A 26,051-nucleotide genomic window follows, 5' to 3' on the forward strand; every position below is an offset into this window, starting at 1 on the left:
CCATGACACATTTTTTTGATATTATTAGGACAAGCGAAAATAATTGACGGTAATGAATGCCGTATTAGCAGTACTTCAAGGAACCGAACATGAACGCCGACCCAACCCCCAGCTATCGCCCGCTTTACCAACAGATCAAGGAAGCCCTACTTTCACGCATCGTGTCAGGCGTTTGGCCACCGGGTACCTTTATTCCCAGTGAGTCCGCTCTGTCACAGGAGTACGGCGTCAGCGTAGGAACTCTTCGCAAGGCAGTGGATGCACTCGCCAGTGAGCATGTGGTGATTCGTCATCAAGGCAAAGGCACTGTCGTGGCCACACATGACAGTGATCGGTCACTCTTCCAGTTTTTTCATTTTGCACGTCACGATGGTACCCGCTCGCTGCCGATTTCACGTGTACTTAAGCGGGAATGCCGCCCAGCGACGCAGGATGAAGCAAAAGCGTTGGGCATAGAGGAAAACGCAGTGGTCGTACATATTCAGCGGATCAGGGTGCTGGATGATGTGCCCGCATTGCTAGAAGACTTGGTGGTTGATGCGATAAGATTTCCGGTACTCGAAAGTGAACCACAAACACTGCCCAACACGCTTTACCAACTCTACCAGCAGAAATTCGGCCAAAGCGTGGCAAAGGCAGAAGAACGCCTGGTTGCTGTTGCGGCGGGCCCTCAGGAACAGAAACATCTCGGGGTCGAGATCGGTTCACCGCTGCTTGAAGTCCACCGGATTGCCCGAGGCCTTCAAGGCGAAGCCCTTGAATACCGAGTCTCGCGCTGTGAAACCCACCAGCACTGCTATTGGAACGAGCTTTAAGTACCTTATTCAAAATGAATCTTGAGATCAGTTCCATAACTGCCAAGCGATTGGTGTATCTCATTATTAAAGAGATCAGACGCAAGAAATCATTCAGGCATGAACCATGCCTACTTAAATGCCTAACGTTGAATCTACAAAAAAATGATTAAAAAAAATGCCTCGCCGAATATTTTAATAAAATATTCGGCGAGGCATTTTTAATAAAACTAAAATAATAATAACCTAGGATCTTTCTGGTTTAGCCAAACCTAGTAGCAGAGCCAGCCTATACGTTGCTGAGTATGACTTAAAATAATAACACAAAAAATAAACCGAAACTTTTTGCGATAAAGTCAATTCTTTTTTTAAAAAAAACTTCATCGCTTTGCGAGGTGGAAAATAGCCTTTAATTAAAATTAAAAAGAAATTCTTCTTTTTATTTTTATTCATTTTATCCGCTTCTCCGCCAAGCACTCGTCTTCGCTTCTTAAGAATAGTCTTTACATCGGAACGTGCTGGGTGATTCACGATAACTTCCTGAGCATATTCAACAGGTATACCTTTTTCGTAAGCTCGCACACCCCATTCATTATCACCACCCGACATCAAGCTATCGTTAAAAAAACCAACTATTTCAAAGTTTTTTCTCCAGGTCACCATGTTAGCAGTTACAGCTCCTCCCCTCTGGGCATAGCGTTGTTGGTCAAACCCAAAGGCTTTTTCATAAATTTCAACAAGCGTAAGTTTGTCAGACTTAAAGAAAAGATCCACATGGCCTGCAATTCGCTCAGCACCTTTATCAAGCCGACTAGTTGCTGTCTCCAGCCAATGAGAGTCAGGGATACAATCAGAATCAGTAAATGCGACTATTTCACCTCTTGAAATTTTCAAAGCAGCATTTCTTGCCGAGTAAGAACCAGGTTTAGCCTCTGTGATCATGATGAAGTTTTTGGGCAACAAAAAATCTGGGGGCGGGCAATCATCAGAAGCATTATTGACAATAATAACTTCATAATCATCTTGAGAAAGTGTCTGCTTCTCTAATGCAACAACACATTTCTTTAAGCGCTCCCAGTCATAATACGTTGGAACGATCACAGAAACTCTTGGAATTCTGGTTTGGCAATTGACATTAAGATCGTCGCTTACCTGCCAGCTTTCTATCTCTTTATCATAAAAAGACATTTCACGCCCTCACGAAATCGTTGAGAAGATAACTCTTTTCTCTACTTAAAATGCGTGCTCGTTTTATGTTTAGTATGTTCAGGCATGACTAATTGCTTCAAGACGACAACTGTTACGTAGATGAGAGGTAACTCGTTCGCAAACGCGACCATCGTTCATGGCGGCATGGCGTGCTACAAAATTTGCCAAGCGCTGATGATGGTGCTTTTCAACCAACGACTCCCAAGCGTCAGGAAATTGTTCCCAAGATTCAATAACCGGGCCTGGCGCATCAGCAAAATAATCACCATAAACTCCTACATCGAGGTTGAGATAATCATCCAGATCAGGGGCCATTAAGATAATAGGACGGTTCAAACATGCATAATCGAACATTAAGCTCGAGTAGTCAGTGATGAGCACATCTACTGCCGGGAACAAAGCATTGACATCTGGAAATATACTCACCGGCGCTTCACGTATACTGGCATTACCCTCCATCAGTGCTTGTACACCACTCATTTTCAAAGAAGCGTGCCCGCGAATAAGCAATAGCAGACGGTGCTTTTCTAGCCATGGCAATAGTGTTTGTAGGCGCTTTCCTTGCGACACATCAAGCCCTCCTTTGCCCTGCATTCTTAGAGTCGGCGCGTATAGCAACACTTTGTTAAACGCAGAAGTATCGATACCAGCTTTCTGCAATAGTATAGACGCGTTTTCTCGGAAGGCATCCCATCGGGGATAGCCAAGCGCAGTGACACGATCGCTTGGCAAACCAAATGCAGAGATCATGCGCTCCCGACCAACGCCGGAAGCCACCAGTACTTGTTGAGGCCTGCGCTGACCAGGTAACAACCTGCGCAGATATCGATCAAACACGACTGTAAAAACACCAAGTCGAGAAGACCGAGCATCCTGAACCAGGCGTTTAAGGGGAGTACCATGAGTTAAATTGATGAGCTGCCCGCCGAACGATGCATGCGCATTAATGTCTTCCGCTGAGTGAGTAACCAGAAACAATCGTGCACGCAATGACAACAGTATTCCTTTGGCAGAGTAAGCAAGATAGGCTTCCCCACCTTCTTCACGAACTCGCTTAACCACCTCTTGATCATGGGCCAGCCAAACTGCACGTAAGCTAGGCTCATGATCACGAACATGGCGATACAAATAGCTGGTATTGTCAGCAAACTGTCGCCCGTGCCAAGCTCCAAATATCCATAGGCGATCATTGCGCGGGTAACATCCGCCAATCAGGCACAGCGGTAACCATGCCAACTGCTTTGCTAAACGAAGTGTGTATGAAGACATTGTGATTTCCTTGTCACTATCGCCGTCAGTCAACGGATTATTAACCGAAGTCTTTTCTTAACGTATCGAGCACGTCGAAGGCATTCATTAACTCCTCACGTGAAACGCTGTAAAAAGGATTAAGCGAGCGTTTCAATTGAGTCGTAGAGACACCATCGGTGCGCGGCAGATATACCACTTCGCAGTGAGGCAAAAGAAAATCAAAGTGGCCTTTCCAGTCATCACCAATAGCAAAAGTGTCTACTGAATAGCGCTTGATATCCTGAATCTTTTGTTCCCAGTCAGTCTCAGGGATCACTTGGTCGACATAGCGCAAGGAGCGCACAATCTCGGCACGGTGCTCGAAGGGAATCAACGTACGCTTACCCTTAACAGTATTGAACTCATCCGTAGAAATGCCCACCATCAGCCGATCCCCCATATCAGCTAACCGTCTAATTAGATTCAGATGGCCAATATGAAACATATCAAAGGTTCCATAAGTAATTATCGTCTTAGTCATGAGTTCGCCCCCTTTGCTCACTCAGTTTATTTAATACGGCTACGTAACTGATCGTAATAAGGTTGGGGCACTAATAATGAGATAGCGTGCAGCCATAATCGCATATTCATTCCCCCCAATTTCAATGCTTCTAAATCCAAGCGCACTGACTGACCAAGTTGTTTTTTCTCAACGGCCCAAGAAAGGACTTTTCGATTAATTGCCAAACGCAACTGTCTTCGCTCACTATGCGTTAATATCGGTTCATACTCTTTCAAAAGATCCACCCCAGGATGCAAGCCAATCAGGTTGCGTTTATCACGGGTGATATCGCTATTCTCAAGGAGCCATAAACTGGTCACAGAAGCGTTATAGTGAATTGCTTTAAGTTCACACAGCACTTTTAACCAAAAATATACATCTCCTCCTCGGCGGTAAAGTCCCGCGGGAAATCCTCCCATGGATAAAAATCGCTCACGGGAGATACACGCTCCGTTCATGTGAATAAAGTCGAAACGAGCAAAGGATCTCAAGGCTTCCAAGCGGCTCAGACGGTCAATTGGCATTCCTTTTATGCAAGGTAATCGCCGCTGGCCTTCAATCTTCTGATAGGCATTGACGAATAACTCAATATCAGAATGATGAGAAATAGCATTAGCAAAGTACGACAAATGATCAAATAACATAATGTCATCAGCATCAAAAAACACTAACCACTGACCTGTCGATTTCTCTGCCCCAAAGTTGCGTGCAGCATACCCCCCCGGCCCCGGAGAACTACGCTGGAAAAGCTTCAACAAACCCGCTTTTTGGTGTTCTCGTAGCACATCAAGAGAACCATCCGTAGAGCCATCATCTACAGCAATCACCTCGAAATTTTTGAAAGTCTGTCGATAAAGACATTTCAATGAATCATTCAAGGTTTTTACCTTATTATAGACAGGTATGATCACTGAGAAGAAAGCCATATTAATAGATTCTCGATGTATTATAGGAATTAGAATTCTTCAAAGAGCGATAAATTATTGAACACTAGATAAATCAGTGCGGGGAAACAATATCAGATGTTTGTTGGCTCATTAATAGAATTACTACTTAATAGATTATGCGCTGTACTACTTGACACCGGATATGCTATTTCCATTGATTTAAGCATAACGGCATTAACCTTATGAACATCATATCGATCTTTAGCAATTTCGTAAGACCGTCGACCCATGGTGTGTATAAGGCTAGGCTCATCAATAAACGTTTGCATGGCTAGCTCTAGCGCATCGACATCTTTAACAGGTATCAAGTAGCCATTATCACCTTCAACGACCGTTTCACGACAACCAGGCGCATCAGTGGTGATCACCGCTCGCCCCATCGCCATGGCTTCTAATACTGAACGGGGAGTGCCTTCTCGATAATAGCTGGGAAGTACATATACGCTACAATCTGCTATCGCTGGCCGCACATCATCAAGCCAGCCTAAATGGTCAATAGACCCCTCCTTAATCCAGGTATCCAATTCTTCCTGGGTAATCGTATCGGGATTACTATCGATATTTCCGGCCAGCTGAAATACGATCTCTGGGTGCCGCTGTTTAATTCGGCGCGCAGCTTTAGCATATTGACGTACACCTTTGTCGCCCAACAAACGCGCAATCAATAAGAAGCGTGGTGGGCCAACAGGCAAAGGCGCTACTGTAAAATGGCTCATGTCGACCCCTGAACCATTAAGCACTTGGGAAGGCACTTTTTTATGCAGTATTCCCAGCTCACGAAACAATGCGTCATCATCAGGATTCTGAAAGAACACCATATCTGCTTTATTTAACGCCGCCGCATAAAGTCGACGCACGACTTGATAGACCAAAGCCCGCTTACCGCTGGCTTGACTGGCGAACGCGTATCCTAAACCGGTAATTAGTGCATAGCGACGAGGAACGCTGGCTAGCCTAGCCGCCAGCAGACCGTAAACAACTGGCTTTATTGTGTAACTCAAAACCATTTCTGGCCGAATGTTGCGCATAAGGCGGTAGAGAGCATGCAATGTTAAAGCATCATTCCACGGGTTTAGCCCGTTTCTCTGCATCGGAAAATCGTGAGCAACTGCTCCCCAAGCCTCAAGTTGCTGGCGAGTATTGGTGTCTTCAGAAAGCCCTGGAGCGGCTACATGCACATCTAATCCAGCCTTGATCAGGGCTTGCACCAATGGCCCACGAAAATTGACCAACGAATAGCTGGTGCCCGATATCAACAAAAAACGCTGATTCGATATAACAACCTTGGGCTTCATGAGAACTCCTTAGCAAACCACCAAGTCACACACATATTGTGTGTTTACGTCTTGGCGTTAACTATTTGAAATAGCACTTAGTGATGCATACACGTAGTTTTGAAAAACAGATTCGATTTGAGCGAAGGACATGTTAAATCATGATTAAACCGTTAAGTTCATAACGTCATTAAGCACTTGGCACGTCTTATCAATCTCTCCCTGAGTGAGTGTCGGGTGACACAAAAACATCAGGCTAGTTTGGCCAAGCTCTCTGGCCACGGGTAAACTGCTTTGAGGCTGCCAGCCAGCATTTACAAAGGCTTTTTCGAGATATACCTCAGAGCAGCTTCCCGAAAAACAGGGCACACCTCTCAGGTTAATCTCATTCAAAATACGATCGCGATCCCAACTTGGCCCTAGCTGTTGTGGGTCAATAAATACATAGCATTTATAAGCGCCATGCTGGGTATTTTGATTTGATGTTTCAGAAACTATATCTGAACAAAAAACAGGAACACGCAACGCGGGACAATCAACTGCTGCTTTCCAAATACGCTGAGCATTCGTCTGGCGATTCGCGCTCCACTCGGGCATCCGTTTTAGTTGAATACGGCCTATTGCGGCCTGCATTTCAGTCATACGCCAGTTGGTGCCAAACGTTTCATGCAACCAGCGAAAACCGGGGGGGTGCTTTTGTTCATGGACTGCCTCCCAGCTCTTGCCATGGTCTTTGTAGGCCCACATGCGCTTCCAGAGCGCGGTGTCGTTCGTAGTGACCATGCCTCCTTCACCACCAGTGGTCATAATTTTATCCTGACAGAACGACCAACAGCCGACGTGACCGATACCACCTACGCTTTGGCCTTGGTAACGGGCGCCATGAGCCTGAGCACAATCTTCAATTACATAGAGTCCGTGCTGTTCAGCCAACGCCATCAGTTCGCGCATTTCGCAGGGCCAGCCCGCCAAATGCACGGCAATAATAGCGCGAGTACGCGGGGTGATTTTTTCAGCCACTGTGGCGGCAGTAATATTTTGAGAGTCACGATCAATATCAGCAAAGACTGGCACCGCACCGGCATTTGCAATGCTTGATGCTGAAGCCACATATGTTCGAGAAGTAACGATTACCTCTTCATTATTTTTTTCGCCAATTCCTAATCCTTTTAATGCTAAGTCTAATGCGTTGGTGCCGTTGGCTAAGGCAATAGCATGCTTAGTCTCGGCGAAATGAGCGAATTCCTTCTCGAATTCAACGCACTCATTACCCGTCCAATAGTTCACCTTGTTAGAAAGCAATACATTCTGAACAGCCTCAGCCTCTTCTTGTGTGAAGGAAGGCCAGGGAGAAAATGGTCCGTTAAGCATGGCTTGGCCCCATAGTTAATAGATCTTTTTCATTCATGACGACCGGCTTCTCATCCACGTCTCTTAGAAATATAGTGCCTTGGGGAAACTCGTAATGTTTGTAAGTATGGGAAAAATGCTCAGAATTAAGATTTGCCTCAAGATAATCTAAAGGCAGATTCGCCCCTGCCTTGGCCAATGAGGAAACAAAAGCAACAAACCTTACATTTATTTCGGTTATCATTGGATTTCCCTGCGCATCTTCTTTAAAATCTACTGTAAAAACTCCATTAGCCTTAGAGTGATACTGATTAAAAAAGTAACTAATCGCTTCATCAGCAATTTTTACAAGCTTCGGATCATTAATCATTCGCCCAAATGCAGTATTGCCGGTTATTCCAGAAGGCGCGACCTTAGACATAATATACGTTACCCTCTCGGCACAAGCAGAACGCAACATCTTTCCGTCCATATAAATAACCTTACACGCAAGATTTCTACCAGGAAGAAACTCTGATGCAATAAATTCTTCAATAAGGGGGTTAATTCGCATCCATTCCTCAAGCTCTTTTTTACTGGTGATTTTCAAAGATCCCAGACCACTTGAACCCACGGTTCCACGAACCCAAAAAGGATAGCCAAGCGTTAGATCATTACTTTTTGATCCATTTAAAAAAGTGCTATAGCGGGGTATATAAGGCTTATCTTCTAACACTTTATGAAGCGTCTTCTTATCTATTAGCGCTTCAGTTGGTTGACTTGATGAAATAAATGTTTTGCAAGGCAGTCCTTCCTGGTCCTTACGTTTTGACCATGCTACCACCTCTACTTCAGGCAACACCACGGCAAATTTAATTTGATGAAGGTCAATTATTTGGGAGATTTTTGACCAATAACATTCATCATTGGCTCTGGGTACTAAATAGGTGTAACTATAAGAAAATTTATCATAAAGGCCTATCGCTAATGGGTTAGCATCAACACCAATAAAGCGATAACGATCAGTTCCAGAATCAAGAACTGATCTGACAAAACTGCGTGGCGTAGGACCACCGACACCAGTGACAAGGATATTAATTTTCTCAGCCATTTTTTCCACCTTTGTCATTTTGCAGTTTTGACTCTTTGAAATTTGGCATCGCTACGTCACCTGAGTAACTGATACCTTCGCGAACAAACACCTTCTTCACTGTTAATAGCAATATTTTGATATCTAACAGCATTGTCTGGTTATCTACATACCAAATATCGTAATCAAATTTTCTTTCCCAAGAGATGCCATTACGTCCATTCACTTGGGCCCAACCTGTCACACCCGGGCGCACCTCATGTCGCCTAGCTTGGTAGGTGCTGTAATAAGGTAAATATTCCATTAGCAACGGCCTAGGACCTACCAAGCTCATATCCCCTTTCAGCACGTTCCATAGTTCAGGTAGTTCATCCAAGCTGGTAGCACGTAAGCATCGACCAAAGGTAGTTAGACGCTCTTTTTCTTGTAACTTGTTGCCTTGCTCGTCATAAGGATCTCGCATGGAACGAAACTTGACTATTTCAAAAGGTTTTCCGTTTAGTCCCGGGCGATATTGTCTAAAAAGAACAGGCGTGCCTAGTTTATAGCGGATCAATAACGCTATAATAACTAGAACTGGTGATAGCAATATCAATCCCATTATAGAGATAGCAATATCAAACTGTCGCTTAATCATGACACACCTATAAGCAATAACATCATATTTAGTCTTTAAAAACTAAGAACGCGGCCTTAAATTTAGCATCTTCCACACCACAAGCTTACCCATAGCTTTCATTTCTTTGTATTCGAAATTTATTCCTGGGTTATATATTTTACTGCTCGCCTGGCAGTAAACAGGCTTATTAGAGTTTCTATTTATCATTTTAGCTTGCTCAGCATCACCTTCAATATATAAACGAGCAGATGAATTTCTAAAGGCTTCCGATTTAAATTTGGCAATCGAAAAATTATCCATATTATTTAATTCAACATCGTTATTCACCATTATCAAATTAGTAAAACTGACACTATTTAATTTAAGCCAATCGACTACTTTTTGACGCTGCAGCTCATGCCGGCAAGAAACTATTGTATTTACTTTCTGAGAAGGCAAATAACTAGACTTAATAACATCTTTACCATTACTTTTATTAATTGAAATAACGCCCTCCAGAGAAATACAAGACTCTTCTATTATTTTATGATGAAATATATTCCACTCAAACACTCTAGGCAGTGGTATAAACTCAATAACAATATTAACATCATTCCTAACGGGCTTATTAGAATAAACCGCAAGAGTTGTTATTCGTTTTTTCAGAAAGTTGGGGATGGATTTCATCTCCTTCCTTAAAGAATCACCACTTAATATACTATCATCAACCAATAATATCTTATTTGCATCCCAGGGCTGGGAAATATTATTTTTAATACCACGTGTCACCCCTTTTTTTAACGGGAAATTATTTACCAACGAAGATATGTCAGTACAGTTAACATTTAATGCAAGTGAAATAATGTAAGCAGGTATCATCCCACTTCTTGGTATACCAACCACTAAATCCCAATTGCCCGATATTTTATCAAAGTTTTTTTTGATATCGCTATTTAAATCAGCGTAAGATTTAAAGAAAATCTGCATAGACAATATCCCCTGTTTTATTTTTTATTTACTATTTACTATTTACTATTTACTATTTACTTATTTATTCCTACAGGGTCTCATATTTTAGAAATAGCGGCCAATGGTAAATTAGCTCTACCTACTGAATAATAATTAAATCCTTTTGCTGCCATTCTATTTGGCTCGTAAAGATTTCGACCATCGAAGATAGTAGGCTCAGATAGCAGCGCTTTAATAAGTTCGAAATCAGGCGCACGGAAGTTTTGCCACTCGGTAACGATGATTAATGCATCGGTATTTTTTAACGCTGCTTCTTTGGTTCCACAAAGCGTTAAATACTCACGATTTCCATAGATCCGCTGTGTTTCTTCCATAGCTTCCGGATCATAAGCTTGTACCTTTGCCCCTGCACTCCATAGAGCTTCCATAAGCACTCTACTTGGCGCATCGCGCATATCGTCCGTATTGGGCTTGAAGGAAAGCCCCCAAATAGCAAAAGTCTTCCCCTTCAACTGAGCATTGAAGTGCTGATTTATTTTTTGAAAAAGCGTGGTTTTTTGCTCTTTATTTCGTGACTCCACTGCTTTAAGTAACTTGGCATCAAAATCAATACTATTTGCAGTGTGAATGAGGGCCTGTAAATCTTTAGGAAAACAGGAACCACCGTAGCCCACACCAGGATAAATAAAATGGTACCCAATACGTGGATCCGAACCGATTCCCTGACGCACCGCTTCGATATCCGCGCCCAGAAGTTCAGCTAAGTTTGCCATTTCATTCATGAAGCTAATCTTGGTGGCTAACATGCAGTTAGCGGCATATTTTGTCAGCTCAGCGCTTTTTACATCCATCACGATGACCTTGTCGTGATTGCGATTGAATGGCGCATACAGCTCTCGCATGATGTCAATTGAGGCCGCGCAATCAGTACCGATAATGATGCGATCTGGCTTTTGGCAGTCTGCAACAGCACTACCTTCTTTGAGAAACTCGGGGTTAGACACGACGTCAAAGCTGATATCGCTACGACCACGCCTCTTCAATACTTTTTCCACCGCAGCACGCACCTTGTCGGCGCTACCTACGGGAACGGTCGATTTGTTAACGATAACCTGGTCGCGCTCCATATGTTCGCCGATGGTCGCAGCCACGTTGAGCACATAGGTAAGATCCGCGCTTCCGTCTTCGTCGGGCGGGGTTCCCACCGCGACAAATTGAACTTGCCCGTGTTGAATTGCCGCAACCGCATCGGTCGTAAACTCAAGCCGTCCAGCAGCATGGTTTTCTTTTACTATCGCTTCCAAACCCGGCTCATAAATGGGGATGATACCCAGCTTAAGTTGTTCAACCTTATCGGCGTCTACATCAACACAGACAACGTGATGGCCGACTTCAGATAAAATAGCGCCTTGAACCAGGCCAACATAACCCGTTCCGAAAACTGTAACGTTCATTGGTGTCCCTGCTAGGATTTGGTGTACTAAGGGAAGATTGAGATGCGCATTTCACTTAACTAAACTAGACATTTAACTTTATTAAGCCAGACATTTAACTTACGGCATCAGGTGAAATATTCGTCGAACATTTATTTTTCGAATAATAGTCACAATACCAGTCAGTAAAGTTTTTAATGCCTTTATATATCGGCGTGGAGGGTTTATAGCCTACCATTTTTTCTAATTCGCCTGAGTCTGCGTAAGTATCCAGCGCATCTCCCGCCTGTAGAGGTAAAAATTCTTTAATGGCTTTTTTACCTAGTGCTTTTTCAATAGCTTCGATATAAACACTGATCGATACCGGATCGTTATTACCTATATTAAAAAGCCGAAACGGTGCATTACTGGTAGCTGGGTCAGGGCTGTCACTATTCCACTCCTGAGCTGGGGTTGCAATGTCATCACTGGCACGGATAATTCCCTCCACAATATCATCCACATAAGTAAAGTCGCGTGTGTGGTGGCCATAGTTGAATACCTGAATAGGTTCATTCGCCAAAATATGCTTAGTAAATTTAAAGAGTGCCATGTCTGGACGTCCCCACGGTCCATAGACAGTAAAAAACCTAAGCCCAGTCGTCGGCAATCCAAACAGGTGACTATAACTATGCGCCATCATTTCGTTAGCTTTCTTAGTGGCTGCGTAGAATTGCAACGGATGATTTGCTCCATTGTGCTCAGAAAATGGCATTAGCGTATTAGCACCATAAACGCTGCTGGTACTGGCGTAAGTCAGGTGAGCAACCTTAGCGTAGCGGCACGCTTCTAATATATTGGTAAAACCAGTCACGTTGCTTTCCACATAACTTAGAGGGTTTTCCAGTGAGTAGCGTACGCCAGCCTGAGCAGCAAGATGAATAACTCGATCAAAATGGTGTACTTCAAAACATTTCTTCACCGCTTGTTGATTAGCTAAATTGGCACGAATGGAAAAGTAGTTGCTTTTCGTCTCACTAGCCGTTTTTTCAAGTATGTTTAGCCGCGCTTCTTTTATCCTGGGGTCATAATAATCATTAACGTTATCAAAACCGACAATACTATCTCCCCGCTCTAGCAGTCGTTTAGCAGTGTGAAAGCCGATGAATCCAGCGTGGCCGGTAACTAGAATCTTCATACAGTGACTCCATGACAAAACAACCAAGAGCATTAGGAAGGGAGACAGTTCAGTTACGGACAAGACGTTGAATGTGTTGCCAACTCACCCGCCTCAAACCATCCAAGGTTAAAGGCACTAGTGCCATTGAACGCACCATGGTAAGTATCGGGCGCGGAAGCTTGTTTAAACATAAGGTTCGAGGTAGCCCGGTATAGGGGAACCAGCGTTCATGATAAGAGCCCTGATGAGCCAAAAGCGGCAAATCTCCCTTGAAGCGTGACGGGACGGCATACCAGGCATAATTACCCTTCAATGTCTCTATCTCTTCAGTACCAGGCTGCAAGAATTCAAAATCGATGATTTTGAGTCCCTGGCAAGGGTCATAAATCAAATCTTGTGGAGTGAGATCAATACACTCGTAGCCAAGACGTCGGTAGTGCAAGATAACGGCTCTCACACGTTCTATTGTCCAGATAGGCAGTAACCCATGGGGTGAGAAAGGCGCACGGGGCGATAGTATCCGCTCCATGCTATTGGAATAGCGCTCAAATACTAAGTAATGGGGCCCTACCTCCAGCAAACGCGATACTTCAGGTAATGACGCTCCCAATTCACGGGCTTGCACTTCACGCTCTAAATACCGTTCACGACCTGGGCGAAACGTTTTACAAATTGCTTCTGTACCGTGAAATTCCACCAGTTCAACCTTGGCTCGACACACTTGCTTACTCAAGTCGGCCAGAACGGGATATGGCGTACGAAATTGCATGTTATAGCGCTGAGATGCTGTGCGTAATTTATCTATCCGGTGTGGCACTATTTGATTTAGAAATTCAAATGTGTCCGTAGTGTTACGCGACAAATATAGCGGGCTGTATTGCTCTTGGCTGCTGCGGCCCTTGTTGACCTTTTGGTTTAGCAGTGTTTCGACTGTAAGCAACCGTGCATTGTCAATTCGCCCGGGCGCTTCTCTTGAAGACGGCTGCTCCATCACAGGGTGAACATCGTGCACTACTAAAAAGTAAACTGGCAGACCGGCATTGTCTGGCCACTTTTCAGACACCTGCTCTACGCCATCAATCCACTGCGCTAACGTTTTTCGCTGCTCCTCTTGAATTGTCATTTCGTGCAAAATATTGAAACCATAGCGATCCAGCAAGCTATGTAAAACATCTAAATATGCTAGCCCACGCTCTCTTATTACAAGAACAGCCATACCGGTTAGCCACTCCTGCTCCTCGACATCACGTTGTTTATTCATCATAGCTTTTCTCCTTTTAAGCCAAGGAAGTAGTAGAGAGGGTTGTTTAATAACACTAGTAAAATAACTAGTAAGATCATAAAAAAGTAAAAAAGGTCATAAGAGAGCGGATAAATGAAAATCGTTAATTAAAGTTTTAAAGATGATTTAAAATACTTTTAAAATCAGTCTTTTTTATTTTATGGAGCTTTAATATTGTGGTCAGGAATTAACTACCAGTGGAACGCCGACCAACTTACCCACTTAAGCAGGAGAAACTCCAAGAAAATAAGCGACATTATTCGGCTTCCCATCAACATGTTAGCTTTCTTTAGTGGCTGGATTAAGTATTGGATCGAGCCGAGTCATTGAACTGACAAAAGGAGTTGTATTTAGGTGTTGAGGCTGCGTTTTGTGAAGCGTGTTTTGACGAGCCATCCATACTAAGTCGGCAATATCGTCTAGAGGGTGATAATCCAGAGGAGCCGATTGTAAAAGTTGTCGAATACGCAAATGGTCTGTTTCAGCAAAGGATTGTTCTAGTTCTCTTAAAAAAGCTTCAAGCCTAGGCCATTCCCAGAAACGTTCTTTTGACGTCATAATACGATCATGTCGCGTCTTACTAACGTCGTCACCAATCAACAGCTCCTCATATAACTTTTCGCCTGGTCGCAAGCCGGAATAAACGATCTCAATATCACCTTCGGGGTGACCGGCATCTTTAACTTCGAGCCCTGAAAGTCGAACCATATTCATTGCCAAATCTAATATACGGACGGGTTCGCCCATATCGAGCACAAACACCTCGCCGCCCTCGCCCATCGCGCCAGCCTGAATAACCAATTGAGCGGCTTCAGGAATCGTCATGAAATAACGGGTGATCTCCGGATGGGTTACCCTGATAGGGCCTCCCTGCTCAATCTGCTTGCGAAACAACGGAACAACAGAGCCACTAGACCCCAGCACATTTCCAAACCGCACCATGCAGAAACGTGTATTTGACTGGGCGTGGGCGAATGCTTGGCAAATAAGTTCGGTCAACCGTTTGGAAGCCCCCATCGCATTGGTGGGACGTACTGCCTTATCGGTGGAAATAACAACAAAAGTTTCTACACCCGCTGTCATTGCTGCCTGAGCTAGGTTTAAGGTGCCAAAGACATTGTTGCTGACTCCCTGAACAAGGTTAAACTCGACCATCGGCACATGTTTGTAAGCTGCTGCATGGTAGACGGTATGCACTTCAAAGCTTTCAAATACCGCCTTCAGGCTAACCACATGCTCAACTGATACAAGCAGCGGTTTTAGCTCGCATCGTGAATGGGTCGTTTCAATTAGCTGCCTCAACTCCTGCTCAATGGCGTACAGGCCAAATTCGCAGTTGTCGACCAACAATAGCCGTATTGGGTTTTGAGCAAGTATCTGACGGCATAACTCACTGCCAATTGACCCGCCTGCGCCGGTCACCATGACTGCCTTATCTTGGATATTGGCTTGCAGTAACTCAGCAAAAGCTGGCACTGCCTCTCTTCCCAATAGGTCCTCGAGCGCCACGTCATGAAGCTCACTAATTTTTGCTCTTCCAGCAATCACATCGGCGCTACCGGGAATCGTTTTTAGAGGCACGGAAAGGCCAGAAAGCCAATGTAATATCTCACGTCGACGCCACCGTGGAGCGCTGGGAATTGCGAGCAAAACCATAGCAGCCTGATGCTCCTGAACCAAAGCGGCTAATGCAACCGGCTGATGAACCCGCAGCCCTTCGACCATGGTGCCTTCTAGCCCTCGCCAATCGTCTACAAAAGCCACCGGTTCATATTCTTCACCATGGCGAAGTGCATCAACCAATTCGCATCCCGCTGCCCCCGCTCCGTAGATCACCACTGGCTTACGCTGACGGCGCTGGCTATAGCGATACAGTTCACGTATTAAAAAACGCAGACTTCCAATGCCTAATAGAAGAAGGAGTGGGTAAATAACAATGACGGATAGCCCGATAGCGTGTTCAACCATGTAACTTACCGGCACCACCATCAGTGCAGACGTCACTACCGCCATAGCAACTGTCGGCACAGTGACATGGCTCATGTAGCGAATCACTATTCGATATAGCCCGAGCCAGTGGAAAAGCAAAAGGCTTGTCGGCACCAGCAAGCCAATAGCCATCCAGAGGGAACCGTCTTCTAGCGGCTGAAGACTTTCCATATGAATCATTGTAGCCAGCTGTAAACTACTGGCTACAATCACGCTATCCAGCAAAACCAGTACTCTGCGTTTTATCCAGCGGGGCGTCACCGATAACGACTTCATTAAACTATCCATGATTTACCCTTTAATATTCCTTGCTGGTTTAGCTGCTGATTATCCGGCCACTCGACTGGCAATAGCGTTATTTCAGCGAACATCAGCAACCAGACGATGATGCGAAGCGGCTATTTCCCCTTGTCGGTAAAGGTGCCAACACAACACTAATACAACCCAGAATAGCGTCGCCCGCAGACCATTATGGGTAGTGGAATAGATCAGCGGGCCGGCCACACCGGCCCAAACATATAGCGGTGCTCGTCGTAACGCGATGATGATCGTCAATAGGAAAAGCCCTAGTCCTGGTAGCCCGTAGGCAAATAGCATATTGACGAAAGAAGAGTGAATTTCGTGCCCATCGTAAGGTGCGAAGCGCTGACGCTCTGCCTCCCCCGCCCCCAAAATGGCGTATTCAGGGAAGTTCGTTAGTCGGTCAAATTTGCGCTCTTCGTAGACGCTATCTACTTTACTTGGCGCTCTGTCCATGCGTGACTCCAAGTTGCGCAATACTTGTCCATCCGAGCTAATATTGGCAATCAAAACGCCCAGCAGTAACAGTGGAAATAGCAGTAATAAGCGCGCGAAGTGCTTAATTTGACGAGCATTCGCCATGGCCCAACCGGCCAGCACCAAGACACCTCCCCCCATTGCGGCTAACGACGATGCGGCTAGAATCCCCAATACGCCTGAAGCTAGCCCAGCAACCCCCAAAAACCTCATCCGAGGACGAAAATCATCAAGCATCAATAACACCACCACGCCACATAATGAGAAATAGGCGAGTTGGTTAGGGTTATTAAAGCTTCCGGTCGTGCGGTTCACGCCCATGGCTAACTGCAGCAAGGCCTGGCTACCCGCAATCATTAGTGCGATAGCGACGCCATTACGGATAAGCCCTATGGCGCGCTCACCATATACGCTAAGAAAACGTAATAACGCCATGCCAACAAGGAAATTAAACAAGAAAAACTGAGCAGGTCTAAAAAAGTTCGTCGTTCCAATGATCAGCGTCCAGCTAAGACATACCATCACTACCCATAACACCATCATTGCCCAGCTTATGGCGAAAGGTGAAACTTTCAGGTGTTTGTCACCCAGTGACATCAATAGCATCACGCCGACAAAGCCTAACAATATAAAATCAGTTAGCTGCGGCGATCCACTGGGAAACAAATAAAGACTGCTTAACGAAAGACCTATAAAAAGTAGTAGTGCGCCTATCAGATTCATGACGATACCCTTTGTCTATCTTGAAAGAGACTACTGGCTAGCGACTCCTGGCTAGAGATTCGCCATCATCTGGAAGGTATGATTACGGCTGGCCAATTCGTCGTAGGTGCCGGCATCCGTAACTCGTCCGCCTTCAAGCATGTAGATAATGTCGCAGTCCTTTACTGTTGCTAGGCGGTGGGCAATCATCACTACGGTCATCTGACCAGAAAAATGCTTGATGTCTTCCATCACGCGGCGTTCGGTAATGCCATCCAGGGCACTGGTCGCTTCGTCGAACACCAGCACTTTGGCGTGCTGATAAAGGGCGCGCGCGATCCCCAAACGTTGGCGCTGCCCGCCTGATATTTGCACCCCGCGCTCGCCAATATGAGTTTCGAGTCCCTCGGGGAATCTATCCAGCAGATCATCAAGTTGCGCCATGCGTAGCGCTTCCTTGACTCTTTCGACATCAATATCCTTACGCTCGATAGCAAATGCGACGTTTTCGAGAATGCTGGCATCGGATAAGAATATCTGCTGAGGCACGAACCCTACCCCAGCCTGCCATTGCCGTATGTTTTCCTGGGTTAAAGGAACACCATCAATCAGTACATGTCCTTGCCGAGGCTCAATCAGGCCCAGCAGTAAATCGATAGCCGTGCTTTTGCCACTACCCGAGGAACCGACTATAGCCACCATCTTATTGACCGGTATGGTCAACGTCAGCCCGTCAAGTGCCAGGGCTCGCGTTCCTGGATAGTCAAAGACCACGTCTTCAAGTTTGATATCTTGCTGAGGTACCCAGGGCGTTATCGGAGCGGATGTCTGAGTGTCACTAACAGCGACAGCACTATTTTTCGACTCATCACGACTAGCTATCAGATCATCACGAATGACGTTGTAAGCCGCCAAGTTGCCGCGGATTTTCGTAAGTGAGGTATATATCTTTTGAAAACCGGGTAGCATTTTGAAGCCTGCCAGCGCATAGATGGAAAGTGCCGGTAGAATTGCCCCAAGGTTGCCGTCGTAAAGGTTAAGCAAATAAAGCACCAGCACAATAACCGAGCCGAAGGCCACCAACTCAATGGCATAACGGGGAGCATCACTAAGTCCCTGCGTTACTCCCTCACCACGCGCGATACTATTGCAGGCATCATCAAAACGTGAGGTAAAATTTTCCTGACGATGTAATAAAAGCAGATCTTTAATCCCTCCGAACCCCTCACTCATCAATTTAAAGCGTTTAGATTGCGCTTTGGAAATCCGCTTGCCATTGCTGATAAGAAAACGGCGAACTGTTTGATAAAGCAAAAGGTAGGTGCCAAAAAAGACCACCACGCCGACAATTGCCACCAGCGGGTTGTAGAGAAAAATGGCTAAGGTCATGAGAGACACCATGACCAACTTAGCGTTTAGTTCCATGGCAGGGTTAATGATCTTAATAGTGACGCGTTGAACTTCCGCAGACACCTTAGCGGTCAGGCCGCTAGTATTGTAGTTCGAATGAAACAACCAGGGCTGGTAAAGGTAATAGCGGTAAAGGCGGCTTGAGAGCTCCGCTCCCACTCGAGCGCTATAGAGCGCCAGGCGCCACGAGGTATATATAGAAAGTAGCGCCGCCATCAACAAAACGCCGAGCACCATAGCACCCAACAAGCTCAAGAAAGCTCTGGGGCTTTGCAAGCCGGAAGCGCTATAAGCCATTGCAAGCCAACCATCGCCCTGGAGCTTACTCATATCACCTACAACCGCCATGAAAGGCCCGATAGCCACCACCCCGGCGATCTGCGCCAGCGCCATACCGATAATCAGTATCTGGAGCCTCAACAATTGGCGCCGCTGTTGCTTAGTCAACAAAGAATAAAGTTCGCGCAATTGCTTCAGCATTTTGGATCACCGATATGCATAGAGGTAGCTGCCGTAATAACCATGACGGCTATTCGTCGTTTTCTTAACGCCATTTAAGATCGCACCTTTGATATTCACACCAGCGCTCTCCAGACGGCGCTTTGCGGCCTTAATTTCTCCTGGAGGGTTTCTGTCAAAACGCACAACCATCAAACTAGTTCCAGCCAACTTGCCCACCACCGTAGCATCGGTTACCGCTAATATCGGTGGCGTATCTACGATCACTAAGTCATAGCATTGGCTCATGGCTTCTAAGAAATCGTGGAAACTTTGCTGCATCAACAGCTCCGATGGATTAGGTGGCACACTGCCTCTGGACACATAATCCAAGCCTTCTAAATCGCTATGACGAATAGCTTCTTCTGCATCAATTCGTCGTGCCAGCAACTCAGAAAGGCCTTTTACACCCTTGCCGTGAAACGCGTGGTGCAAATGTCCGCGTCGCATATCGGCGTCAATTAGCAGAACTCTTTGACCTGCCTGAGCACAGACAGCGGCCAAGTTAGCGGCTATGAAGCTCTTTCCAACTCCAGGGCTCGCACCGGTGATCATCAAACGGTTATTGTCTGATTCAAGCATCGCAAAATAGAGGCTAGTCCGCAGACCACGCAGCGCTTCCACGGCAATTTCGGCGGGTTTTTTAATGGCTAACAAGCCTCGGAAAACTTCCTGACCCTTTTTTGAATGACGCGGACGAATTCGCTCGGTGAGCCCTGTCTGCGCTCCAGAATCTGGCAACGTGGCGTATACAGGCAATCCCAGTTCTTCGAGCTGCTCGGGTGACTTAATTGCGCGACTAAGTAATAAGCGCAGCACAACTAACGTCGCCGCCAACAACGCTCCTATCAACGCACTAACCGCCGTTATCAACGGAATGCGTGGTGCGATAGTGCCAGGATTTAGAATTGCAGCATCCAGGATGCGCACGTTGCCTACCGTACCGGCTTTAACCAAACGCATTTCTTGAAGTTGATTAAGCAGCTGAACATACACCTGCTGGTTGACTTGGCTGTCTCGGGTCAAGCGAAGCACTTCCTGCTGTGTTTCAGGCAATTCATTGACCTGAGCATTGAGACGGTCGCGCTCCGCCACAAGCTGAGAGCGTTGCCGTAGTAAGGTTTGGTAGTTAGGGTGCGATGGACGATAGCGCTCAGCTAAATCAGCCTCACTCATGGCCAGTTCACTGAGTTGATTTTCGACTTCCACGACACGGGTGAGAAGATTTTGGGTCTCGAACGTTAGATCAACTGAGTCACGTTGCGCCCGATAGTCATTGAGCATTCCTTCCGCATTGGATAATTGGTCTCTAACTTGGGGAATTTGCTCGCTAAGAAAGGCGATTTGTTTCTCTGCTTCTTCAGAATGTCGCTGAACATTCTGGGTCAGAAAAACCCCTGTCAAGGTATCCAACGTCGGCTGAATCTTGCTGCGATCAGCGCCGTTAAGCGTGAGTTCGTAAACGCCTGACTCAGTGCCTCGCGGTAACACCTCAAAACTACTTTCAAGATTCTTTATCGCATTAAGAGAAGATATCCGCGTTAATCTGAATTCAGCACCGGGATGAGCAACTGCCTGACTAATGAAGAGGCGATACCCTAATTCATCATCCTGTACGGTTTCTCCAACAGTGCCGATAAGCTGCCGCTCATCTTCCAGCCATAATTCAAAATTACCATCTTCCTTTATACGCAGTATGTGCTCACTTCCCACATGTTCATCAGGCACATCAAAACGTGCGATACGCAACGACTCATTGGCCCATACATAAGGATTTTGCCAGTGACTTTCCTCGCCCATCCCTAACCATTCACGCATAAATGCAGGGGTAAGACTTTCTATCAAATCTTGACTAACCCCGTGGTTGACCAGGAAATCCCCTATCACTGGCAATCTGCGCGGCTCAACCGTGATAGCTAAGTCTTGCCGATCAGCGGTTTCCCCCAGCACCATACGTGATCGTAAGATTTCGAGTTCCGCAGCGGTAGGATTACCTGGCTGTTGCTCACCCAATGACTCCATAAACGCTAAGTTAGCGCCACGACTTTCTATCTGGACTAAAGCGTCAGCCTGATAGATACGCGGCTGAGAACTGGCGTAAAAATATCCTGCCAGGAGAAAAAGCCCCGTTATCGTTACGATAAACCAGCGATGGTCAGAGAGAGAGTCAATTAACTTGCGTAAATTAAGGTCATCGCTCTCCTGGGGGCCAGGTGATGATGAAGGTGGATGAGGAAAGTAGTTCATAGTCATGCCTCGCTATTCAGAAATACTATTCAAAATAGCCACTTAAAGCTCGCTGGCATCACTGGCTACGTTTATGACATTACCCGGCAGACTGACCGATGGCAGCAGCAGAGAAATGACCGAGTTCCAGCGAGCCAATGGCGCTGACGTTACGTACACCACATCCTGAGGCTGGAGCGGAAAGCGAGTGCCAAGCAATAACCGTGTGGCATCGCTAATATCCAACTGATAAACAGTGGCGAATTTTTCACTACCTGGCGCGTTGCCTCGCACGACAAAAATACCGGAAGGCTCAGCACGGCCTTCATTCACGCCACCTGCTCTGCCTAGCGCATCCGTCAGGGTGATTCGCTCGTTACCCAGCGCAATCGCTCCTGGACGTATTACTTGCCCCATCACGATAACGTTCTGGTTTTCCATTGTAGGAACATGCAACAAGTCACCATCACGCAGTAAACGATTTTGCGTCATGTCCCCCTGACGCATCATGGCGTATAGCGAAATGCGTTCTTCGCTACCATTACGGCTCAATGTTACGTTGCGCCAGTCTGCATTTTCTTGCGCCCCACCTACCTCACTAATGGCATCAAGGATTGTCATCGGCACAATGGTCAGTGGTAATGTGCCAGGATTTTGGACAGCGCCACTGATATAAACTTTCTGGGAGTTAAACGCCGCGATGCCAACTTCAACTTGTGGTTCGTTGATCACATTGGCAAGACGCCGAGTAATAAGGTCACGCACTTCATCAAGCGTCATTCCCTCAACCCTTACACGCCCTACGTAGGGGTAGAACATGGTGCCATTGGGTCTTATCCGATTACCGGTTTCTGCTGCGGAGCGCTCGGAACCGGCGGGAATGGTTAATTCAGGATGGTCATAGACAATGACGCTTAAAATGTCGCCAGGTCCCACCCGGTACTCATAGCCCGGCACCACTGGGTTCGATGTTGGGGTCGGAACCCGAGAAGATACATCTCTTTCGAACATCGCATTCACCAAATCTGGGGTGATCTGCTGAACGTCCACTCGACCATCTAATGATTGCCCAAGCTTGTCTTCATCAATGTGGCCACCAGGGGCCATAGCGCAGCCACTGAGGACTCCCAAGAGCACGGTCAACGCTAGATAGCGGAGTAGTCGAGCTGAATTGTTACTAGATTTCACTTTTTCTACTTTATTAAAATTAGTCATGTTTGCTCCCTGTGCTTTTTTTCTAGCCACGCTACCGCCCGAGGATTTTAGTCAGGCAATTCCCAGAGCCTTATTGAACATTGCCTAGGCGACGCAAATTCGCGCATCGCCATGAGACATAACTACCGGTACGGTAATTATTTTTAATGTTACATAAAAACACAGAAATATTAATTTCATTTACATAACTAACGGAGGGTGAAATAACTGCTACTTTTTTAGGCAGGGAGACATGCTTAATGGCAGGTTTAGACACGAGAAAAACGAGGATAGAAACGTATAAAAAAACGGGTTTAGTTATTATTAAAAAATATTTATTATTAAAATCAACATTTTAATAGAAATAAAAAATACTCAACAAAAATGTCATTTAATTTTTACAATAGTTGTATAGGCAGGTAAGTCAGTTTTTTGATACCACCCGGATTTGTAACCAAAATGTAACGAGATTGTGCTTGGCACAGGGGATAGCTATGTGAGCAAATTCTTAATTAGAAGCCAAGCGTAGGATTACCGGCCCCTTAATGCACCAATGAAGACTCAGCCAAAGCGGAGAGAAACCCCCAAATAGGAAAAGAGATTTCAGATAGCATCTGGTCGAAGCTTAGGGGGCACTACTCGACATGATGGGGCACTACTCCACATAACCAGTATCAACGTCAGAGTAAGGTTTTCGGGAGTTTTTCAGCCCATAACAAAGTAGCGCCTTTCAGTAGCGTATGAACATACTTAAAGACTTCTAATGTCTTTCTATAAGGATCAGGGATATCCTGCCCCTCACCGTCATTAAGCCAACGACCCAGTAATAGTGTCTTACCCAAAGCCTGTGGTGCTTGTTTCCCGACAGCACGACGCTGCCCCTCCGTCATGACTAAAATGAGGTCGGCTGTCTGAATCATTGTGGCTGTCAGTTGGCGAGCTCGGTGATCCGTGACATCAAGGCCATCATCTTCAGCCAATTGTCGTGCAAACGGTGAGACAGGCTCACCTTCCAAGGCGCCTAAGCCGGCTGAACTGATCTGATAGTCGGGGAGTTGCTGCCTAAGCAGTGCTTCAGCCACAGGGCTACGGCAGATATTACCGGTACAAACCACCAAAATGTGCGTGAACATACGTGTTGAGTCTCTTAACAAGAAGCGGAATGGTAAGTGTTTAAATATGTTTAATGCTCCCACCGGATAGCAAGCAGACCAAAAGCCTCGTAAATAGCACGCTCGGTTTTATGCAATTCACGCGCTGAAGGTATCCAGTAAGCGATGCCCCCTCTGCGGTTACCTAAGTAATGCGTAGGTGCCGCGACAGGACGCAAACCAACTCGCTCAAAATGCTGCATTGCGCGTGGCATATGTGATGCTGAGGTGACTAGTACAACTTGAGCGCCTTCACCAAGCAGTGCCTTTACCGCCCTTGCCTCTTCTGCAGTATCTTTCGGCGATGGCAGCTTCACGATGCGTTCTAGCGGTACGCCTAACGACTCAGCGGCCTCGGCATAACCCTGCGCCATCGTCATTTCTGAATTTGCACCACTCCCTGAAACAAGTAGCGGCAACCCTGGGCGCAGATGCCATAGTCTTAGTCCCTCCATTAAACGCAACCCCGAACTTTCCCCCAACTTTCCGGTTATTGACCAAGGCTGATCTGGCTGCCAACCGCCGCCCAGCACAACCACTGCATCAACGTCTTTGTTTTCCGGCCAACTCTTTAAGGCATCATATTTCGACTCTAGCGGAATAAGCAGGCTATCTGACACTGGCGCCCACGCCGCCAACAGTAACAAGGCCATCGAACTGGCAATCAGGTTATTGCCTAAGCGATGTCTTCCAACCCCACGAATTACCCACCCAACCCCAAAGGTGATTGCCATCAAGGCGGTGGGCATTACTAATATTGCTACCAACGTTTTAATTAGCGTATACATAGCGACTTTTTCGCGGAAGAACCTCAGGAACTTGAACCCACAGAACAATTAGCCAACTGATATATACAGCAATTCCTGCGGGATATGCGAAAAAAGAGTAGCTTAAGCCAAAGCTTATAAAAGAGGTTGTCAGCAACATTCCAGCGACGGAAAAAGATTTTTGTGCAGGATTTTCACTGCGCAAGCCTGGAAAAAAACGCCATAAAGCAACAAGATAAAGCCCCAGAACCGTCAACATACCCAGTAAGCCTCGCCGTACCCAGGCATCAAGCAGATCGTTGTGCGCATGCCAGTAATTGCCTAATGCCGGGTTCAACTTCCCCTCGGCGACCAGTACGTTCATTGCGGGTTGATAACCTTGGTGACCGTAGCCCAATAAAGGCTGCTCTCGAATTAACCACAACGCACCGCGGTACATTTCCAGGCGTGCCCCCACGGAGCCAACATCCGTTCCCTCAATATAGTGGTGCACGTCAGCCACTGCTTTATCCACTCGCCTTTCTACACCACTTTGCGGAATTACATACGACACCATCATCACTGCTAATACGCAGCAGATACTCAGCCAGCGCCATATCGCTGGCCACTGGTAAGCATAGCCGTAATAAAACACCGCTATGGCTATCGGCAACGCCAACCATCCCCCCCGCGTACCCGACAGTGCCGAGGCTAATGCACCTCCCGCCGCGCCCAATAGCAACAGTAATAACCAGCAAAGACGTAATTGTTGTTGGTGCCAAGCCCAGCCTAAACCGGCAAGACAAAGCAGTGCGCTCAATAATGCAAAATTACCGAAGAAGATAGAGTGTAGCGGCGGGTGGCCTGTCGCACGCGTCAACCCAATCCCAAACTTTTGCCACGCAGCCCATCCACCCGCTCCCAACCCACTTAACGCGAGCCCCGCCCACCATGCAGCTGGCCGTGGTGTAACTGCGCGAATCATCAACACAACCAGCGCAGCGAGCCAAGCGGCTCCTGCCAATGGCAACGCCTGACGCAAGCTGTCATGCCATACGCCAATCATAATGTCGACCGCACCAAGCCCGACAATCAACATCAACAGAAGGCGGTCGAAACGACTGTTCGCGTGATTTATACCGCGCCAGCGTCGGTTTTTTTTCCAAGTAAGGACTCCCCATATCAGGGTAAACAATAACCCCAGCCAATAGCCTAAAGGCACCAGCAAGGGTAATGTGGTGATTGCTATAGCCTGCATAAAGCCTTTGCCTTGTCAGCGTTACTGGGAAGAAATTACTCGCGTGCTTATGCGACCTCGGCATGCGTCTAGATGCGCACCCACAAATTTATTGCTTATGAGCAACACAACTGGGTATTTGGGTTTATAAACTCGTTTAGCAAATCACGCGTCAAATAATGTAAATCTCGACATAAGAGTGTAATGAGATAGCCCAACTAAAAGAACACATTTGACCTGCGTAA

The 26,051-nt window shown here is 46.3% G+C and carries 21 protein-coding genes; 1 reads left to right on the forward strand and 20 read right to left on the reverse strand.

Translation table 11 applies throughout. The annotated features are described in order from the left end of the window. The first annotated feature begins 89 nt into the window (after window positions 1-89). Window positions 90-815 carry a GntR family transcriptional regulator gene (locus ELY33_RS13960; protein WP_126948521.1) on the forward strand — a complete coding sequence of 242 codons (726 nt, stop codon included), beginning with the start codon at window positions 90-92 and terminating at the stop codon, window positions 813-815. Window positions 816-1,040: 225 nt separating this feature from the next. Here ELY33_RS13960 and ELY33_RS13965 read toward each other — a convergent pair whose 3' ends face one another. The 20 genes from ELY33_RS13965 to ELY33_RS14060 all read right to left on the reverse strand — a co-directional run bounded on the left by ELY33_RS13965 (window position 1,041) and on the right by ELY33_RS14060 (window position 25,827). Beyond that, window positions 1,041-1,982: a glycosyltransferase family 2 protein gene (locus ELY33_RS13965; RefSeq protein WP_126948522.1), complete on the reverse strand. Its 942-nt coding sequence runs from the start codon at window positions 1,980-1,982 to the stop codon at window positions 1,041-1,043. Window positions 1,983-2,060: 78 nt separating this feature from the next. Next, window positions 2,061-3,272 (reverse strand): CDP-glycerol glycerophosphotransferase family protein, encoded by a 1,212-nt coding sequence (locus ELY33_RS13970; RefSeq protein WP_126948523.1) that lies wholly within the window; start codon window positions 3,270-3,272, stop codon window positions 2,061-2,063. 40 nt (window positions 3,273-3,312) lie between these two features. Continuing rightward, entirely contained in the window at window positions 3,313-3,774 is a 462-nt protein-coding gene (locus ELY33_RS13975) for an adenylyltransferase/cytidyltransferase family protein (RefSeq protein ID WP_126948524.1), read from the reverse strand. A 26-nt stretch (window positions 3,775-3,800) separates the two neighbouring features. Next, window positions 3,801-4,721: a glycosyltransferase family A protein gene (locus ELY33_RS13980; protein ID WP_126948525.1), complete on the reverse strand. Its 921-nt coding sequence runs from the start codon at window positions 4,719-4,721 to the stop codon at window positions 3,801-3,803. A 92-nt stretch (window positions 4,722-4,813) separates the two neighbouring features. Then, complete coding sequence (locus tag ELY33_RS13985) at window positions 4,814-6,037, reverse strand: glycosyltransferase family 4 protein (RefSeq protein WP_126948526.1); 1,224 nt, start codon at window positions 6,035-6,037, stop codon at window positions 4,814-4,816. A 144-nt stretch (window positions 6,038-6,181) separates the two neighbouring features. Further along, complete coding sequence (locus ELY33_RS13990) at window positions 6,182-7,387, reverse strand: DegT/DnrJ/EryC1/StrS family aminotransferase (RefSeq protein WP_126948527.1); 1,206 nt, start codon at window positions 7,385-7,387, stop codon at window positions 6,182-6,184. Continuing rightward, window positions 7,380-8,456, reverse strand: coding sequence for an ATP-grasp domain-containing protein (locus ELY33_RS17990; RefSeq protein ID WP_208644254.1), 1,077 nt, complete (start codon window positions 8,454-8,456; stop codon window positions 7,380-7,382). Before ELY33_RS17990 ends, ELY33_RS13990 begins: the two co-directional genes overlap by 8 nt. Then, window positions 8,449-9,072 carry a sugar transferase gene (locus ELY33_RS14000; protein ID WP_126948528.1) on the reverse strand — a complete coding sequence of 208 codons (624 nt, stop codon included), beginning with the start codon at window positions 9,070-9,072 and terminating at the stop codon, window positions 8,449-8,451. Before ELY33_RS14000 ends, ELY33_RS17990 begins: the two co-directional genes overlap by 8 nt. 42 nt (window positions 9,073-9,114) lie before the next feature. Continuing rightward, the gene (locus ELY33_RS14005; protein WP_126948529.1) at window positions 9,115-10,020 is read right to left on the reverse strand and encodes a phosphoribosyltransferase family protein; all 906 of its coding nucleotides are present in this window, start codon (window positions 10,018-10,020) and stop codon (window positions 9,115-9,117) included. 80 nt (window positions 10,021-10,100) lie between these two features. Beyond that, the gene (locus ELY33_RS14010; RefSeq protein ID WP_126948530.1) at window positions 10,101-11,456 is read right to left on the reverse strand and encodes a UDP-glucose dehydrogenase family protein; all 1,356 of its coding nucleotides are present in this window, start codon (window positions 11,454-11,456) and stop codon (window positions 10,101-10,103) included. Between the two features lie 94 nt (window positions 11,457-11,550). Next, the gene (locus ELY33_RS14015) at window positions 11,551-12,612 is read right to left on the reverse strand and encodes an NAD-dependent epimerase (protein WP_126948531.1); all 1,062 of its coding nucleotides are present in this window, start codon (window positions 12,610-12,612) and stop codon (window positions 11,551-11,553) included. A gap of 49 nt (window positions 12,613-12,661) precedes the next feature. Continuing rightward, window positions 12,662-13,858: a hypothetical protein gene (locus ELY33_RS14020; protein WP_126948532.1), complete on the reverse strand. Its 1,197-nt coding sequence runs from the start codon at window positions 13,856-13,858 to the stop codon at window positions 12,662-12,664. Between the two features lie 297 nt (window positions 13,859-14,155). Further along, entirely contained in the window at window positions 14,156-16,153 is a 1,998-nt protein-coding gene (locus ELY33_RS14025; protein ID WP_126948533.1) for a polysaccharide biosynthesis protein, read from the reverse strand. A gap of 72 nt (window positions 16,154-16,225) precedes the next feature. Then, on the reverse strand, window positions 16,226-17,365 hold the full coding sequence (locus tag ELY33_RS14030) for a hypothetical protein (RefSeq protein ID WP_126948534.1): 1,140 nt from the start codon (window positions 17,363-17,365) through the stop codon (window positions 16,226-16,228). Between the two features lie 51 nt (window positions 17,366-17,416). Then, window positions 17,417-19,234 carry an ABC transporter ATP-binding protein gene (locus ELY33_RS14035; RefSeq protein WP_126948535.1) on the reverse strand — a complete coding sequence of 606 codons (1,818 nt, stop codon included), beginning with the start codon at window positions 19,232-19,234 and terminating at the stop codon, window positions 17,417-17,419. Window positions 19,235-19,240: 6 nt separating this feature from the next. Further along, on the reverse strand, window positions 19,241-21,499 hold the full coding sequence (locus ELY33_RS14040; RefSeq protein ID WP_126948536.1) for a polysaccharide biosynthesis tyrosine autokinase: 2,259 nt from the start codon (window positions 21,497-21,499) through the stop codon (window positions 19,241-19,243). 42 nt (window positions 21,500-21,541) lie between these two features. Further along, window positions 21,542-22,693 carry a polysaccharide export protein gene (locus tag ELY33_RS14045; protein WP_126948537.1) on the reverse strand — a complete coding sequence of 384 codons (1,152 nt, stop codon included), beginning with the start codon at window positions 22,691-22,693 and terminating at the stop codon, window positions 21,542-21,544. 659 nt (window positions 22,694-23,352) lie between these two features. Continuing rightward, window positions 23,353-23,805: a low molecular weight protein-tyrosine-phosphatase gene (locus tag ELY33_RS14050; RefSeq protein ID WP_126948538.1), complete on the reverse strand. Its 453-nt coding sequence runs from the start codon at window positions 23,803-23,805 to the stop codon at window positions 23,353-23,355. Window positions 23,806-23,855: 50 nt separating this feature from the next. Next, window positions 23,856-24,611 (reverse strand): ElyC/SanA/YdcF family protein, encoded by a 756-nt coding sequence (locus tag ELY33_RS14055; RefSeq protein ID WP_126948539.1) that lies wholly within the window; start codon window positions 24,609-24,611, stop codon window positions 23,856-23,858. Beyond that, window positions 24,595-25,827 carry an O-antigen ligase family protein gene (locus ELY33_RS14060; protein WP_126948540.1) on the reverse strand — a complete coding sequence of 411 codons (1,233 nt, stop codon included), beginning with the start codon at window positions 25,825-25,827 and terminating at the stop codon, window positions 24,595-24,597. The genes ELY33_RS14055 and ELY33_RS14060 overlap by 17 nt, the downstream gene beginning before the upstream one ends. Window positions 25,828-26,051: the final 224 nt, after the last annotated feature.

This window comes from Vreelandella andesensis, from assembly GCF_003989795.1.
Taxonomy (GTDB): domain Bacteria; phylum Pseudomonadota; class Gammaproteobacteria; order Pseudomonadales; family Halomonadaceae; genus Vreelandella; species Vreelandella andesensis.